Below are 17,136 nucleotides of genomic sequence, written 5' to 3' on the forward strand. Positions count from 1 at the left end.
TAAAAAAAATCCTTTTCCTAAATCCTATCTGTTTTAAGGAGAAGTAATTAATAATTAATTTTTTCTCTTGAGTTTGATACCCCACCGTCAACGGGGGTGTTTACAAGCTTGTTGGGGTTTGAGTCCCCATCCACTTTTTCCTTCTTCCTTCTTCCTTCTTCCTTCTCCCTTACCCTTATTTTTTCAGCCACCAATAGTTGGATTTATTTATATTTTTAACATTGGATTTAAGAACCTCACACTTATTTGAAAAATTAGTAGTTGGTGTGAATTGCAAGTCTTAACCCTCCATTGTACACATGAATTCAGCAGTTACTACCCAGTAAGATAAATGATAACTAATTTAATCTTCTCTTTGACAACAATCTAATACAGGTGCTTGAATAAATTCTTCCTTCCCCTGAGAATTAGCTGATTCAAATAATTTTTTCCAGTCATCTATTAACTGAGGATTCTCTATATTTAGGCTACGAAGTTCTACTATACTTTCTAAAGCATCATACCAAATTCCTTGGGAAGCATAAACAGTTGACAGAGTTAGAGGTCTTGCTGTTTTTAACTTTTCAAGCAAATATCTATCAGCTTGGATACGCTCTATAAAACCTTGACTAAAATAATCTGCACTTTCTCCTAGAGGGTCATATTCACACCATATTTGTACTCCCCAAATGTAGGTTTTTCCAATTTCCAAAGGAGCTGATTTTTCAGCAGGAATCTTAATTTTAATAATTCCTGATTTTTTAGGCAGCTGAAAATCTTCTTCGTATATTTCTTCCTGTGAAATCCATTCTGTCAGAAAAAACCTTGCTTTTTGAGCTTTTTGATAGGGAGGAATATAGATAAAAAATGTCGGATGTTTAGATAATGTTACTCCAATATTATTTCCCGGTATTAGAAGAGGAACAATTTTTTTTTCAGACAAAAGGCATTGCTCACCTCCACGGGTTCCTGAAGATGTTGTAGTTGGAGGTGCGCCTCGATCTGGAGGTATATATGTTTGAGAAATTCTCCAGTCATTGCTAATATTTCCGAAGCTAGGTATTGCGAAAGCTGGTCTTTGCACAACTCCAGCAATATTCAATAACTTCATCATTAAAACAACTGATAAAGTAGTTATTAATAATAGATATCTCATATAGCATCTGGATAATTAGTTATCGTATAATTATTCAGTAGTCGGGAGAGAGGAGAAAGGAAAGGTGAGAGTAGGAAAAATCTTGAGATATTCCGGCTATTTTATGTCTGCATTGAATGGAAGTATAGACTGTGACAACTGTATAACTGGATTTCATATTATATAAATTATGGGCGTTCCTGAATAAATGTATGACATTTTAGGAGTCAGGATTCACGAGGTATAAAAACTCCCTTCTAATCCCTTAGTTAGGAAAAATAGCTATGATTTGCACTCTTATTTTTGGATCAAAATTTACATTTTAGAAGTTTCATACTTAAAATCACCAAAGCCAATTCTGTAGTTATTTATCCAGATATTCAGTATATTCAGTTCTTATAAACTTCTAGTTATCGGAGTTTATACATGATTTATTACACTAAATTATATTCTTTTATTTTTCAGGATAAAAAAATAGCAAAACCTCCCACTATTCTGTAAAGTATTTATTTTTTGTTCATATAGCAATCCTAAATCATTCGTGAAATTTTATCTTTATCCCTGATGAGTTTAATACCTACCACACCTTACAGCTATCCATTACCCACATCTTTCTTAATATAAAACTTTACAAAATAGACAACTTATGTATAAGTCTTTGAGAGGCTTTTTCCAGAGAAAAGTGCATTGAAAAATACATTTTTTTGAGAACTGTAGACAAGATTCTTACTTCCCACCCTCCCCACAAAGTTTTCAGGAGTTCCGTATAAGGGATAGACCTTATAGACAGACAAATGGGTTTGGTAGGGTGAAAATTCCTATCCACCCTATTCTCAGTTCTAGCTAACTGCTGACTCCTGACTGCTTTACACCGCCAATCCGACTACTCCCCTACCTAACTCCTAATTCCTGACTACTTCTTAAATTCTAATCCTCAATTTTTCCTACTTTTTGCAATGCTGCTCTGAGATTACCTTGGTATTCAGATAAAATCCTGTCGCCTTCTTCTTTTTCTAAACCACTCCAATGCATAAAAAGTGCCAACTTAACTGAATCGTTACTTTTATTTAATAAATTTGTGGCCTCATCCCTACTCAACTCAGTTAAATCCTCAATAATGCGTAGAGCGCGATCGCGTAACTTAGTATTTTTCACTGCTACGTCAACCATACGATTACCATAAACCTTTCCCAGTCCTACCATTACTCCCGTTGATAAAATATTCAAAGCCATTTTGGTAACAGTTCCCGCCTTTAAGCGTGTAGAACCTGCCAATAACTCTGGGCCAACTACCAACCGAATATCCACATCTACTTCCACACTAAACTGCTCCACAGGCACACAAGTAATAAAAATTGTTTTTGCCCCCCTTTGTTTTGCTGCTTCCAAAGCACCATGGACATAAGGAGTCGTACCACCAGCAGTAATACCAGCTACCACATCCAAATTCGTAATATGGCGCGAAGCGATCGCCTGACTACCATCCTCAAACCGGTCCTCCAAATCTTCCGAACTACGGACTAAAGCACCCGCACCACCAGCGATAATCCCTTGTACCAAATCCGAAGGCGTACAAAATGTTGGAGGACATTCAGCCGCATCCAATACCCCCAAACGACCACTTGTACCAGCACCCACATAAAAAAGTTTGCCACCTTGGCGTAGAGCTTCAGTCGTGATGTCCACTGCCTGAGCTAATTGTAAACGGGATGCAGCGATCGCCTCTAAAGTTCGCCGATCCTCTTGATTAAATAAGTCCACCAATTCTAAAGAGCTTAACCTATCTAAATTCTGACTATTAGGGTTAACCTGTTCCGTCAATAAATGACCTCGTGCCTGTAAATTATCCATCTTTAGCCCATTACTGATTAAAAAATTATAGATTGTGCTCAAACCATAAACGAAGGCGTTTAGTTATCTAGGATAGAAGGTTGATTATTGATATTCCGTTGTTTTAGATATTCTATAAGTCAAGAGAGTAATGGCAGTTGCTATATTTATCCATAGTGCCTTCAGCGTTGTAAGCTCCTTGATTCATCAAGGGGCTTATGCTTTTGATTTTTGATTTTTAACTTAATTTTGTGCCCAATAACTATAAAAGATTTTCGAGTTGACGCCTAATTCTATCTAAGTCAGACTCTGAATTTTCAGCCTTTTCAGAAATTTGGTCTGCATCTATTTGCCAATCAGTATTTTCTACATTATTCTCTGGGGGCATCTCCAAAGCACCTGCTGGTATAACTTTCCACTCATAATTTACACCCCTACAGAATTCGATAATTTCTTCTTGGTCAAATTCTTCTACTGCCGGAGAAGGAAAATCTTGAGCTTCTAGCAACACACCAAAGCGAGTGGCATCATCCTCTGATTCAAACATCAAGACCTGATTACGATCGCCACTTTGAATAGTATGAATTCCTTCATTTTCAGTTCTAGCATTAAACAGTAAAACAAATACTCGCATAATTTTTCCTCATGTGAATAGACAATTGTTTTGTCTATGTTAGTAGAGACAAAGAAATAATGTGTTTAAATTATCATCAAGGGAGAAAGATTTAATTTTTACTTTTGTAAGAGGTATAGTCTGTATTCATAACAAATTATGGAAAGTTATTTGACCAGATCTCCAAAAAAAAGGAATGGTATTATTAGAATTCTATACCAAACTCAGTCTAAGTCCAGAAATATTCTAGTCAAATACTATCTTAAATACAGCACTCTTCAGAAATTATTGAAACTCCTGTTTGATCATAAAGTTTAAAATTCTGAGATCTGTTCCCTGTTTATAGGATATTTTTTATACAACTTTAATCGGGCTTATATATATAGTTGAAACACTGAAATAATAATGCTTTTGATTTAATAATTGGAGAAGCGTAAGTAACTTAAATTTACCTAAAATCTTGATACACAGAATACACAGAGAAAAAAATATAGCATCCATAGCAAGGAACGGGTTGGTGTTTGACATAGACTGATGATGAACCTTAGACAGGGAAATGCTTTTCCCGCTTTGCCTCTCTTGGTGCCCGTTTTCCTATCTTGGTCGATTGGATATGGCGTTTGCTAGGGCACAACTACGTTAACAGGTAGCGTCTTGGAGGGACAGGAGACCTCGCCATTCCACCCTACGGGAACAGGGTCAATTTATTGCCACTAGTTGATAAATATTTGCTACAAATAGCTAGGGTATTTTTTAGGAGTCAGGAGGACTGAGTCAGGAGTCAAAATGAATGGCTTCGATATTATTTCTTAGGTCTAAACTTATATTTTTAGTCAAAAAGACATCTCCAAAAAAGTCTTTTAATTACTCAAACTATTCGTAACATTCTTTTTTGAAAATGGTATTATATTTGCTTAAAATATAAAACTTTTAAAATTTAACTTTTGACTTACTTATGACCAACACTCCAGAAAATTCTCATAATCAAACTGATACCTCCAAGTCCAGAAACTGGCACAGAATAGTAATTATTAGTGGTCTCGGTTTAGGGACAGTCTCTGTAGCAGGGGGGGCAGTAGGAACTTGGTGGTTTCAAGAAAAATTAGCCCCAATGGTGAGTGAGAATCTAACCAAACTTACCCAAAGACCAGTAAAAGTGGGCGAACTGAAAAAATTTAGAATTGGTTATCTAGAATTTGGTCCTTCCTCTGTACCTCCAACCTCAACAGACTCGATCGCTGCTTCTACGGAGATAGTTAAGGTTAGGTATGCTCTTGGACCTCTGTTATTCAAGACTCTGAAACTTGATATTACATTTGGAAAATCTGAAGCTAATATACAACAAGAAGCTGATGGTTTGTTTAAAATTCCAGAGTTGGCAGATCTACCACCTCCACCTTTTAATGTTGATATTACAGCTCTACGTTTCCCGGAACTGGATGTTAGTATTTTGCCTACTCAAACAGGAAAGTCTTCTGGACCGATATTGTTAGATTTAAGTAATAGTGAAGTTTTTTCTAAGGACAAACTGCAACGTTGGTTGGTAGACCTCAATGGCAAAGTTATTGATGGTGGGGGTAATTTTCAGGTTGATGCTGATGCTAATCTCAAAAACTCCGAAATTAAAGCTGATGTCGTAGCGCAAAAACTGCAACTACCAATATTTGCTCCTTTAGCATTAGCGTTTGAAAATATTCCTGATGTAAGTCTGCAAAGTGGGGAATTAAATGCAGACCTCCGGACTCAGATTAAATTAACTGATAAAGTTGCTGACTTTGTACAAAATATCCAGGGAAAAGTTAGTTTACAGGAGTTGAAAGCTAACAGCAGTCTTCTGAGCGACACTGTTAACCTGAATACGGTTGCTAATGTTGCTTGGCCAAAAGTTATGGTGGAAAATTTAAACGCCAACTATGGGAATATTGGATTAAAACTCCAGGGTACGGCGCAAACAACGGCGGACTTAGATCCTCAAAATCTTAATCTGAATTTGAATGCGGAGGTTTTGCCTGTTAGTTTTGACACTTTGTTTAATACTGCTACTACAGAAATTGATTTACTTTCGCAGCGTATTGAAACAGCAGAAACCAAACAGCAACTTCAGCAAATTCGTAGTCAAATTCAGGATATTAGACCTTTATTAGATGGGGGTGTCAAAACTAATTTCAATATTGTTGGTAATTTGCTGCAACCAGTGGTATCAGGAAAGGTTCAAACGACTGAAGTTACTAGGGTTGATAGATTAAGATTTCAGGATATCGCGACAAATTTTACTATTAGTCCGCAGTTAAACCAAGAATTTCAACCAGTCAATTTAACTGCTGGTTTTTCTGACTTACAAATTACTCCTGTAGTGGGAGGGAAAATTACGGGTAAGGGTGCTGTTCAACAAGGAGTCAGGAGTCAGGAGTCAGGAGTCAGGAGTCGGTTGGGAGTCGGTCGGGAGTCACTTCCACAAACTCAAAATTTCCTAGGGAATGCTTCCCTGGGGGATGCTACGCAAACGCAAACAAAAGTCAACACTCAAAAGTTAGGAGTGGGGAGTTGGGAGTCACTTCCACAAACTCAAAATTTCCTACGGAATGCTTTGCAAACAAAAGTTAAAACTCAAAAGTTAGAAGTCGGTCGGGAGTCACTTCCACAAACTCAAAATTTCCTACGGAATGCTTCCCTACGGGATGCTACGCAAACGCAAACAAAAGTCAAAATTCAAAACTTAGAAGTCGGGAGTCGGGAGTTAGTTCCACAAACTCAAAATTTCCTACGGAATGCTTCCCTGGGGGATGCTACGCAAACGCAAACAAAATTCAAAACTCAAAAGTTAGAAGTCGGTCGGGAGTCACTTCCACAAACTCAAAATTTCCTAGGGAATGCTTCCCTGGGGGATGCTACGCAAACGCAAACAAAAGTCAAAATTCAAAACTTAGAAGTTAGAAATCAAAAGTTAGAAGTTAAAAGTCAGGAGTCGGGAGTTAAGCAGAAGCAGGAAATGAATTTTAATCCTGTAGTTGACTTAAACCTGAAGGTGGAAAATTTACCACTAGAACCGATCGCTCAACAATATGGCATTACTTCACCTCTTCCCCTTGGTAACTTTTCTACTGAAGTGGCGATCGCTGGAGCTTTGGAAAGTCTGAAGGGGCAAGTTCTATGGCAGTTACCAAAAGCTGTTTATCCGGTGAGTGGTACTGTTGATATTGTTAATAGTCAGGCAAATATTAAAAATACTGTTGTTGAAGTTGGTGGGGGAAAGGTTAATATTGATGGTAATGCTAATCTGGAAAACTGGCAGCTCAACGTTACTGTCAATCAAATTTCTTTAGATAATTTAGAACCTTTAAAACCATTGGGTTTACCATCTGGGTTGGAAGGTGTTGTTAATGCTCAAGCTAATTTTTCTGGTCTGACAAGTAATTTTTCAATTAATACTATTGATGGGGATGGGAGTGGAACGTTAAATATTGCTGACGGTCAAGTTAATTTTAATGCTCGGGCAAATAATGGTAATTTGCAAGGTAAGGGAAATGCTGTTAAATTGAGTTTGAGTGCTTTGGAAAGAATCGGGAGAAATGCAAGTTTTCTGACGACTCCTAATCCGATTTTATCTAGTCAAACTGATGGAAAAGTTAATGGTGAAGCTACTTTTTTAGCTAATCTAAATGATTTGAGTTTGGCTGGCATAACCAGTGATTTTCAAGGGAATGTTAATCTTGCTAATGGTACGGTTAATGCTAATGGGAAAGTTAATAATGGTAATTTTCAAGCATTAGTTGATACTGAAGAATTACCTCTGAATCCTTTGTTAGATTTGGGGTTATCTGCTGTAAATTCTGGAGTTATTACTGACCAGGAACAGTTAAATAATATTAGAGCTAATATTCCCAGGTTAAAAAGTCTGAATGGTAGGCTAAATGGTCAGGTTAATTTATCAGGAAATCTGGCAAATCCTTCCCCGGAAAATATAGCAGGAGATTTAGTTGGAAATCTCAAAATTGATGAAGGTACAATTAATGCTACAGGTAGTTTAAATTCGGGTAATTTTCAAACGACTGTTAAAACTAATCAAATATCTCTTACTGCTGTCGAAAAGTTATTAAAAGAAGCACAAATTGTTTCTCTGAAAAATAATGTTTTACCAACAGATACTAAGGGAGAAGTTCAAGGGGAAGCGACTGTATCTGGAAATATTAATAATTTAACTCCCGCAGGAATTGCTATTGATGGGGATGGGAAGGTAATTATTGCTGGAGGAACTGTTAACGCTACGGGTAAATTAAATAATGGCAATTTTCAAGCTTCAGTTAATAGCAGTAAATTAGCAGTAAATCCTCTTTTAGATTTGGGAGAAGCAGTTTTAACATCGGGATTAATACCAGTAGAACCTAATCAAATTCAAACTTTGCAAGCTCAAATTCCTGCTATTCAAAGTTTTAATAGTCAAGTTAATGTTAATGCTAATTTATCTGGAAATTTAAACAATTTATCTCCAGAAGCAATTACCGTAAATACTAATAGCAAATTATTTATTGATGGCAATGCAGTTAATATTGATGGTAAACTCGAACGAGGAAACTTTTTTGCAAATATAGAAACAGAAAATATTGCTTTACGCCCTTTGGAAGAAACAGTCAGAAAAACTGGTTTAATTGCCATACCAGCTAGCGCAACTTTACCGCCAGGAATTGAAGGAGAAATATTTGGTAATCTCAGCATATTTGGTAACTTAAATAATCTGAATCCTCAAGCAATAGCCGCCGATGGATCCGGAAAATTAATTATTGGAAATAATACAATTAATGCCACAGGAAAATTAGACAATGGTAATTTTACAGCCTCAGCGATCGCCGAACCTATTCCATTGAGTTTTGTCAAAAAAATAGCTAAAGAGCTAGACACGAATTTGGGCACGGATAACACGAATAAGGAAATTATAGAATTAGTTTTGCCTTATTTAGAAACAATAAATGGCAATATTCTCGGTAGTGCTAAAGTCGCCGGAAATTTAGAAAATTTAAACCCAGAAGCTATAGCTGCTGAAGCTGAAGGAAAAGTACTTTTAGCGGATGGTGGAGCAGTTAATATTACAGGGGAATTAGTAGGTCAAAAATGGCAAACTGCTGTAGTAGGAGACCAAATTCCTTTAGAGCAATTTTCGGCAGCATTGGAAAAACAAGAACAGACAAAAACAACCGTTGCAGCTATTAGACGAGTACAAAAATTATTAGGAAAAGCTGAAAATTTACCAGTAATTGGTGGCTTTTTAAATACAAATATAGACCTATCTGGAACCCTAGCAAATTTATCTCCAGAAGCTATAGCAGCTCAAGCAAAATTAACACTTTCAGAATTACCAGTTATTCAACAACCTCTTAATTCTCTGTTTGACTGGAAAGGTAAACAAGTAGAAATAGAAAAAGTTTCTATCCCGCCAAACGTTAATGCTAATGGAGTAGTAGGTGTAGATTTTTCACAGCAAAAACCACCGACAATTTCTGGAATTAATATTAATGTCAACTTATCATATTTTGATTTAGAATCTCTGCCTATAGAAAAATTAGCACAAGATTTACCCATAGAAAAAAAAGGAGAGTTATTAACAGGTAGAGTCAACTTTGATGGTAAAGTCATCGGTAAATCTATCAAAGACTTGAGTTTAGTTGGTGATGTTGTCTTGCGAAACTTAGCCGTAAATTCAGTAGATTTTGATTCCGTTTTATCTGGAAAATTAAATGCAGGAATAGCTGACGGATTAACTTTTAAAATTGCTGGCGAACAAGACCGTCTAGAATTAGTATTAGACCGATTTGAGCAAACCTATTTTCCCACTGCTTTCTTAATTCAACGCGACCAAGCAAAACTCGCAGGAGTAACCGAGGGAGAAAACCTCCTAGTAACATTAGAGCAATTTCCTGTAGAATTATTAGATATAGCACCAGCAGCACAACTTGATATCGGTCCAGTTTCCGGGGAAGCATCCGCCAAAATAGCAATATCTGGTCTGAGAACATTCGACCTGAACTCCATCGCAGCAAACGGAAATCTTGCAGTTGCCAAACCTAGTATTGGTTATATAGATGCAGAGAGTTTCACCGCAGATATAAATTTTGCCGAAGGTATAGGAACTCTCAATGACGGTACATTATTATTAGGTGACAGTCGATATATCTTACAAGCAATGGTCGATATTAATTCTCCCGATGCCAATTTCGACCCCAAATTTGCTGGCAACCTAAAAATTGAAAAAGGTGAAGCTCAAGATATTTTGACCGCCCTCCAATGGTTTAACTTAGAAGACATTACGCGAGGTATAGCAACTCCAAATTATGCCAACGCTGAAGATGTGCAACCAGTTGCAGTAGGTTTTCCAGAAAATACACCAGTAATTTCCCAACTGCGTCGGTTTGCCGAAATTAAAGCTTTGCTAAAACAACAACAAGAAAGTCAACAATTAAATGGTCCCATACCAATACCACCCCTTGCAGACCTAGATATAACCTTTTCCGGAGAAGTAACAGCAGAAGGATCTTTGCAGTCTGGTGTTGACGGCAAATTTGACATCAATGGTAGCGACTGGAATTGGGGACCTTACAAAATCGATAAATTTCTCGTACAGGGTCAGTATGAAAACGAAGTGCTGACAGTCAAACCACTAGAAGTGCAAGCAGGAGAAACATTATTAGCATTTAATGGAGATTTGAGTCCAGAAAATCAGACTGGGAAATTACGATTAGAAAATATAGATTTAGGAGAAATACAGAAATTTGCCCAAAATTATATACCACCAAACATCAATATTAATATTACAGGAATTTTGAATGCCGAAACAGAAATAGGAGGAAATTTTGAAGACCCCAGAGCTATAGGCAAAATCAATATAGTAGACGGCACCTTAAACGAAACACCCATTGAAAAAGCACAAACAGAATTTAGTTATAACACTGGGCGCCTGCGTTTTGGTGGAGGTATTTCTATAATTGGAGACCCCATTTTGTATAGAGGGGATGTACCCATTGACCTGCCCTTTGCTCAAGTTTCCGCAGGTAGCGATTTAGTTAATGTCAGCGTCAATATTAAAAATGATGCGTTACAGATAGTTAATATCTTGAACGACCAGGTGACATTAAACTCTGGTCAAGGAGATATATTATTGCAGGTCAAAGGAACATTACAACAACCAGAACCAGAAGGATATGCTAAATTTGCAAATATAAGTATCACAGCAGCAGCATTTCCCCAACCTCTAACAGACCTAGAAGGAACAGTTTTATTTCAGGGCGATCGTATAGAGGTAAAAGAACTCCAAGGAATTATTAGTGATGGTAAAGTTGAGGTCATTGGTGTTTTACCAATTTTTCAACCCTTTGGCAGTCAAGAACCAGATATAAATAACCCCCTGACAATTACATTAGACCAACTCAATATAGACTTTCAACGAGTTTTTCAAGGTGGTATTGATGGAAAAGTCCTGATTACAGGTACAGCTTTGCAACCAGAAGTAGGCGGTAACGTTGAAGTCTCCCAAGGTAAAATATTTTTAAATCAGGCAGCAGGTTTAGCAGCAGCAGCAGGTAGTCAAGAAAATCCACCTAGTTTTGGCATGGGAGAATTTGAGATTGGTCTAAATAATTTTCAAGTGACTCTAAGCGATCGCCTACAGATGATTAGTCCAGGACTAGCTAACTTTGAAGTTGCAGGTGGTTTACTGATTAACGGAACCCTCAGCGATATTCGTCCAAGCGGCACGATCGACCTGGCAGCAGGGTCGATTAATCTATTTACTACAGAATTGCGTTTAGACCCCAACTATAACAACATAGCTACCTTTACCCCAATTAATGGACTTGACCCCATTGTAGATGTACAGCTATTAGCATCAGCTTTTGAAAGCAACCGTTCATCATCCCCATCATCACCATTATCACCTGAGACCATAGACGCTCCATCACCAGGCACCTTGAATAGTAGTCAGAGAGTTAGAATTATGGCAACAGCAAAAGGACCTCTATCAGAATTAGAAAATAACCTAGAGTTGACCAGTTCTCCAAAGCGATCGGAAGTACAAATAGTCAGTTTGTTGGGTGGTAATATCATTGATACCCTTAGTGAAGATCGGAATTTAGCATTAGCTAATGTAGCAAGTACCACCATACTTGCTAACTTACAACAGGATATTATTGCAGCAACTGGGTTAAGTGAATTTCGGATATTTCCTGCAAGTATTCCTAAACGTGGAGCGCGACGTGCTTCCTCTTTGGGTTGGGGTTTGGAGGTAGGTGTTGACGTGACGAATAAATTAGGAGTATCCATGACTAGACTTTTTGGTGCCAATGAACCAACGGAATTTTCTCTGCTTTATGAACTTAATGATGAAGTACGCGTTCGAGGCGGCAGTAACTTTAATGATAATGCAGTATTATCAGTTGAATATGAAGTACAGTTTTGATTTTGCTAGGAGTCATTTCAGTTATCAGTTATCAGTTATCAGTTATCAGCTATTGGTAGGGTGTGTTAGCGATAGCGTAACTGAGCGAAACCCCTCTGGATTCTGCCTTCTGGCTAAGTGTAATATCAAGGCAACAGGTTCGCCATGTCATCTGCCAAGAAATAAATTTCTTGGCTCAAAGCAGAAGTCATCTTTAGATGACTAATTTATTATGACTAACTAATTAATGAGACTTGATATAAGTATTGAACCAGAAATAATTAGGGTTTGCTGATTAAATATCAAATAATTACCAGATAAAGGTTTTAGCCTTTTTAGGTATTGAAAAAGTACATGGTTTTCAGCTCTTCATGGTCAAAAAGTTAGCACTTTTAGCGCATAGTTGGGCAAAAAAATTCTCCCCTACTCCCCTACTCCCCTACTCCCCTACTCCCCTACTCCCCTACCCCTACTAAAAGACTTTTTCAGCAAACCCTATTTAAGATCGTTCCTGCAACCAACTCAACAAATCTTCCAAATTATTAAAGTCTAAAAAATCTTCTCCTAAATTCTCCAAATCTGCAACAGATAAATCTTCAACTTGACTAATTATTGCCTCCGGAATTTCTCCAAAACGCTTTTTAAGTTGACGCATTATTAACCGCAATTCGCCTTGTTGTTCCGCATAAGTTATTCGTCCTCTCTCATCTTGCATTGCTATTCCTCGACGCTCAACTATGTCTAACTCTTCCGCTGTCATGTTAATTTTATTAGCAATATAAAATTTGTTTAAGAAATCATTCTGCTGTTTTACCATCCGCTTAACAGCTTTATCGAGTCTACTTTTACCTTCTATTGTTGGTTGTAAAATATTGTCTAGGTAATCTTCTAAATAGCTGATTAAATCTTCTCTTGCTAAATTAGTATTACACTGAAGGTTAATTACTGTTAACAAGGAACTACAAGCTATAGCAATTAAGCTAGTAATAAAAGCAATTCCCATACCTTGGATTGGGTCTTGTAATTGCTCGACTAAGTTATTTATATCAGTTGCTTTAACTTGATTAATTGTTTGAATTAAGGTTGATAAGTTGAGCGTTATTCCAAGAAAAGTCCCTAATAATCCAAAGGATATTAATAGGTTAGGTAATGCTTGAGAAAAATAATGCCATTGGTGGCATCGTAATTTAAATCGTAAAAAATCAAATTTTTCTTGGCTATAAACTCCATCTACTAATGCTGCTGTATTGACTTCTTCTAAATTTTCACTTGCTGTCTGAAATCTTGCTTCTAAATGTTCAATTATTCCTGGTTTTTCACTTGGACTTACCCCGTGAATTAGTCTTCTAACTCTACTTTTTAAAAATATTAAATAATTGTAGAGTCGGATACGCACTATGGCAGTAAATATAGTAGGAAGTATTACCAATACTATACTCAAAAGAAGCAATGGGAATGGAATTAGCTGTAATAATTCAACCATACTTAAAACTCTTCTATACTTAAATTCCTAAGTATAAGGTGATTAATGCTAGAATAAATTAAATTATAGCCTATCATAACAAATCCGCTTCAGGGTCAGTTCATCTAATTCTAATTTGGTATAATATGTACTTGATAAAAAGAAGAGCATATAGAGGTAACTGTTTCGATATGAATAATAAATTTTTGCTCGCTATTATCCCCTTATATTTTGGCTTTGCTTGTACCTATCCAGCAATGGCTTTCAATAATGTTACTAACATCAAAACTGAACAAAAAAGCTTAGACGAAAATCAAATTATATTAGCCGATCGCAAAGATAAATATCGCATTCGAGCGCGTCAAAAGGAAGATGAGTACCAACAAAGAAAAAGGCATGAACTCCATGAAAGAATTGATCGGAGGATTAAACATGAGATGGATAAACCTCATAACCGAAGTCTTCCCAAAGCAGAAAAAGAAAGAATTATTCAAGAAGCTCACGACGATCTAGACCGCAGACTTGACCGCAAATGGAATACTTTAGAAAATTATCGAGAACGAAAAAGACGCGACAGATACGACCGAGATTATGATTATCGGCGAAGACGCGACAGGTACGACCGAGATTATGATTATCGGCGAAGACGTGACAGGTATGACCGGGATTATGATTATCGGCGAAGACGCGACAGGTATGACCGAGACTATGATTCTTATAACAGAAATTGTGACTATTATGGCAATTGTCACTACTTTGAAAATAGACCTAGAAACATTAGAAGAAACATTAGAATAAAATACTATCCTAACCGTAATTAAGGGAATAAGGAATAGGGAGTAGGAAAAAATATAGTTTTTCCAATCCTGAATCTTTGTGACTTTCTCTCATCCTAACTCCTGACTTTTAACTTTTAACTTGATACTAATATCTCTCTTCTTCCCTCCCTACTCCTGACTCCTGACTCCTGACTCCTCCCTATACTAATTTCCAGCTCGCCCTTCAGCTTCACCAAACAATATAAAATGTTCAAACCCAGTATTAAAAACACCATTTTCTACTGCTAAAGCTACACCAGGATTAGAAGCTAGATAAAATCGTTCATCAAATTCAGTAGTTCTTTCATCGCGTCCTTCAAAAAAACCAACATTAATAAAATGATCGAACCCACTATTAAACACATTATTATCTACTGCTTCTGCCACTCCTGGATTTTCAATTAAATAAGTGGTTTCATCAAATAAAAGACTGGGGTTACGTCCTTGAAATTGACCTTGATTAATAAAGTGGTCTAAACCATTTGTAAATAAACCATTTTGCACAAATCTGGCTACATCAATGTTATTTTCTAAATAAAATTCTTCATCAAAATATATCTCTATTGGATTAATTTGTTGTTCTGTCAAATACTGAATAAAATTCTGGAAAATTTCAGGTGGCGTAACATCTGAAATAATCTTAGTCACAAAAGCATTAGATGCTAAACCAAAATTATTCAAAGCATCAATAACTGGAAAATCTATAGAATCAGAAAAACCAACTACATAAGTATTCTGAGCAGGGTCTATAACAATACCATTTCCAGATTCATTTCCCACACCACCAATAGTTGCAGAAAAGTCTAAAAACAATCCACTACTAGAAACTTTACTCACAAAAATATCATCCGGTAATCCTAAACCAACCCCTTCTTGAAACTGATTAATAATCGGAAAATTCACAGAAGCAGTACTACCAGTCACATAAGCATTACCCAAATTATCTACAGCAATATCATTAGCAAATTCACTATTATTTCCACCTAAAAAACTCGCATATCCTAAACTACCATTACGATTAATTTTCATCACAATAGCATCACTACTACCACCTCCAAAGAAATTTTGAAATCCACTCAAAGCAGGAAAATCTCCCACAGGAGAAATAGCAATATCTCCCTCAAAAATACGAGTTCCTGTTGTACCAGAAATATAAATATTTTCAGCTAAATCTATGGCAATACCACTACCTGAATCACTATCACCCCGACCATAAAAAGTTGAGAAAAGTAGGTCGCTACCTTCTGGATTTAATTTAGTAATAAAAATATCGCTATCTCCCCCATAAAAATTTTGCAGTGGATTCTCAAGCGGGAAGTCAAAAGACCTAGTTGAACCTGTTATATAAGCATTACTATTATTATCAACTTCAATATCAATTGCTGAATCAAAATCTATCCCACCTAATAAAGTTGAATATTCTAATGTTTTGCCATTTATGGATAATTTAGTGACAAAAGCATCACGATTCAAATTATTGGTAGTTTCGGTTTGAAAAGCATCTTCTGTAGTAGGAAAGTCGGCAAAACCAGGAATTGGAACTGCGGGAAATGGGGAAAAACCACCAGTACTTCCTGTTACAAAAGCATTCCCATTATTATCCACAGCAATACCTCTACTAATATCTTCGTCTCGACCGCCAAGGTAAGTAGAATATTGTACGCTATTACCTAAACTAGAAAGTTTTGTCACAAAAGCATCGCCGTTAAAACTACCTCCACCATAAGCAGTTTGGAAGGCATTAACTGTTAGGAAATCTAGGGAGTTAGTATTACCTGTAACGTAAACTCCCCCTGCTATATCTACAGCAATATCTGTGCCAAATTCATCATTACTTCCTCCAAAATAAGTAGACCAAAGAACAGTTCCATTTTGGTCGAGTTTAGTGACAAAAGCATCGTTATTAAATACTACTCCTCCACCATTAAAGTCTGATTGAATTGCATTTATTGTGGGAAAATCAACGGAGGTAGTATCTCCTGTTATATAAACATTTCCGGCAACATCTACAGCAATACCATTGCCACGGTCAAAACCATTTCCTCCAATTAATGTGGAATATTCTACGGTGGGGTCGATAACTAATTCATAGTTTGGATTATATTCTCCAATGTCGAATCCTACTTGATTATTTTCGAGGAGTTTATATGCGACTTCGACTTCAATTTGCTGACCATTTATTTCTTGATAAGCAATTGGGGGTGCTTCAGTTAATTCTCCTAATTTAGTATCTATAGATAATGTACCGTCAGCAAGAATATTAATTTCTTCTATTCCACTGTAGTTAAGAATAATTTGAGCAGGATTGATGTTTGGAGAAACAATAAAATCACTTTTTAGATTGCCGTCGATACTACTATATATTAGGTCAATACCAGGATATAAATTTTCATATTCAATAGCGGCATAAGTTGGAATATTTGTATATGAATCATAAGAATTATCAGAGTTATTACCTTGGAAAAAATTGGCAACTCCCGGCAGTTGATTTAGGGGGTTTATATTGGGGTTAGGATTAGCATTTTGGAAATTTAACTTCACTACATCTGAGGTGCTTTGACCTTCTATATCTTGAGCGGCAGCAAAAATAATTTCATCTTGGGCAAATAATAAATCATAGTTATTTGCTTTTGCTAAATACTCAATTTCAGTATTGTTAATTTGTCCGGCATTTTCGATAAAACTAATGTCTGTTAGGGGGTCATTATTTATGGATAAATCAGTGGGCGGTGTTTCAAGTTCTTGTACTTCTAATTCTGGAGGTAAAATTTCTGAACTAGAGACAATATTTTGATGACTAATTTGATTATCTTCCGGAAGATTAGTTAAAGGTAATCCGAATAATGAAGTGTCTGAATAATTGAAATAATCTATCAT

The 17,136-nt window shown here is 36.5% G+C and carries 8 protein-coding genes; 2 read left to right on the forward strand and 6 right to left on the reverse strand.

From position 1 onward, the window contains the following. Window positions 1-47: 47 nt before the first annotated feature. From F6K18_RS15225 to F6K18_RS15240, 4 genes are all read right to left on the reverse strand, one after another. Window positions 48-191: a hypothetical protein gene (locus F6K18_RS15225; RefSeq protein WP_287521951.1), complete on the reverse strand. Its 144-nt coding sequence runs from the start codon at window positions 189-191 to the stop codon at window positions 48-50. A 152-nt stretch (window positions 192-343) separates the two neighbouring features. Further along, complete coding sequence (locus F6K18_RS15230) at window positions 344-1,135, reverse strand: DUF928 domain-containing protein (RefSeq protein WP_287521952.1); 792 nt, start codon at window positions 1,133-1,135, stop codon at window positions 344-346. Between the two features lie 906 nt (window positions 1,136-2,041). After that, window positions 2,042-2,965: an N-acetylmuramic acid 6-phosphate etherase gene (gene murQ / locus F6K18_RS15235; protein ID WP_287521953.1), complete on the reverse strand. Its 924-nt coding sequence runs from the start codon at window positions 2,963-2,965 to the stop codon at window positions 2,042-2,044. Between the two features lie 241 nt (window positions 2,966-3,206). Continuing rightward, complete coding sequence (locus F6K18_RS15240) at window positions 3,207-3,578, reverse strand: DUF3110 domain-containing protein (RefSeq protein WP_287521954.1); 372 nt, start codon at window positions 3,576-3,578, stop codon at window positions 3,207-3,209. A 934-nt stretch (window positions 3,579-4,512) separates the two neighbouring features. Between F6K18_RS15240 and F6K18_RS15245 the strand changes: the two genes are divergently transcribed. Beyond that, entirely contained in the window at window positions 4,513-12,000 is a 7,488-nt protein-coding gene (locus F6K18_RS15245) for a translocation/assembly module TamB domain-containing protein (protein ID WP_287521956.1), read from the forward strand. A gap of 478 nt (window positions 12,001-12,478) precedes the next feature. Here F6K18_RS15245 and F6K18_RS15250 read toward each other — a convergent pair whose 3' ends face one another. Then, on the reverse strand, window positions 12,479-13,462 hold the full coding sequence (locus tag F6K18_RS15250) for a DUF4351 domain-containing protein (RefSeq protein WP_287521958.1): 984 nt from the start codon (window positions 13,460-13,462) through the stop codon (window positions 12,479-12,481). A gap of 170 nt (window positions 13,463-13,632) precedes the next feature. Here F6K18_RS15250 and F6K18_RS15255 point away from each other — a divergent pair, with 170 nt between their 5' ends. Then, the gene (locus F6K18_RS15255; protein ID WP_287521959.1) at window positions 13,633-14,262 is read left to right on the forward strand and encodes a hypothetical protein; all 630 of its coding nucleotides are present in this window, start codon (window positions 13,633-13,635) and stop codon (window positions 14,260-14,262) included. Window positions 14,263-14,424: 162 nt separating this feature from the next. Here the strand turns inward: F6K18_RS15255 and F6K18_RS15260 are convergent, their stop codons facing one another. Continuing rightward, the gene (locus F6K18_RS15260) at window positions 14,425-17,136 is read right to left on the reverse strand and encodes an SBBP repeat-containing protein (protein WP_287521960.1); all 2,712 of its coding nucleotides are present in this window, start codon (window positions 17,134-17,136) and stop codon (window positions 14,425-14,427) included.

The organism is Okeania sp. SIO2C2, assembly GCF_010692625.1.
GTDB lineage: Bacteria > Cyanobacteriota > Cyanobacteriia > Cyanobacteriales > Microcoleaceae > Okeania > Okeania hirsuta.

Excerpts from the sequence above, each read along its gene's own strand:
- F6K18_RS15230 (WP_287521952.1), bottom strand. The coding sequence starts at position 1,135 with ATGAGATATCTATTATTAATAACTACTTTATCAGTTGTTTTAATGATG.
- murQ (WP_287521953.1), bottom strand. The coding sequence starts at position 2,965 with ATGGATAATTTACAGGCACGAGGTCATTTATTGACGGAACAGGTTAAC.
- F6K18_RS15240 (WP_287521954.1), bottom strand. The coding sequence starts at position 3,578 with ATGCGAGTATTTGTTTTACTGTTTAATGCTAGAACTGAAAATGAAGGA.
- F6K18_RS15245 (WP_287521956.1), top strand. The coding sequence starts at position 4,513 with ATGACCAACACTCCAGAAAATTCTCATAATCAAACTGATACCTCCAAG.
- F6K18_RS15250 (WP_287521958.1), bottom strand. The coding sequence starts at position 13,462 with ATGGTTGAATTATTACAGCTAATTCCATTCCCATTGCTTCTTTTGAGT.
- F6K18_RS15255 (WP_287521959.1), top strand. The coding sequence starts at position 13,633 with ATGAATAATAAATTTTTGCTCGCTATTATCCCCTTATATTTTGGCTTT.
- F6K18_RS15260 (WP_287521960.1), bottom strand. The coding sequence starts at position 17,136 with ATGATAGATTATTTCAATTATTCAGACACTTCATTATTCGGATTACCT.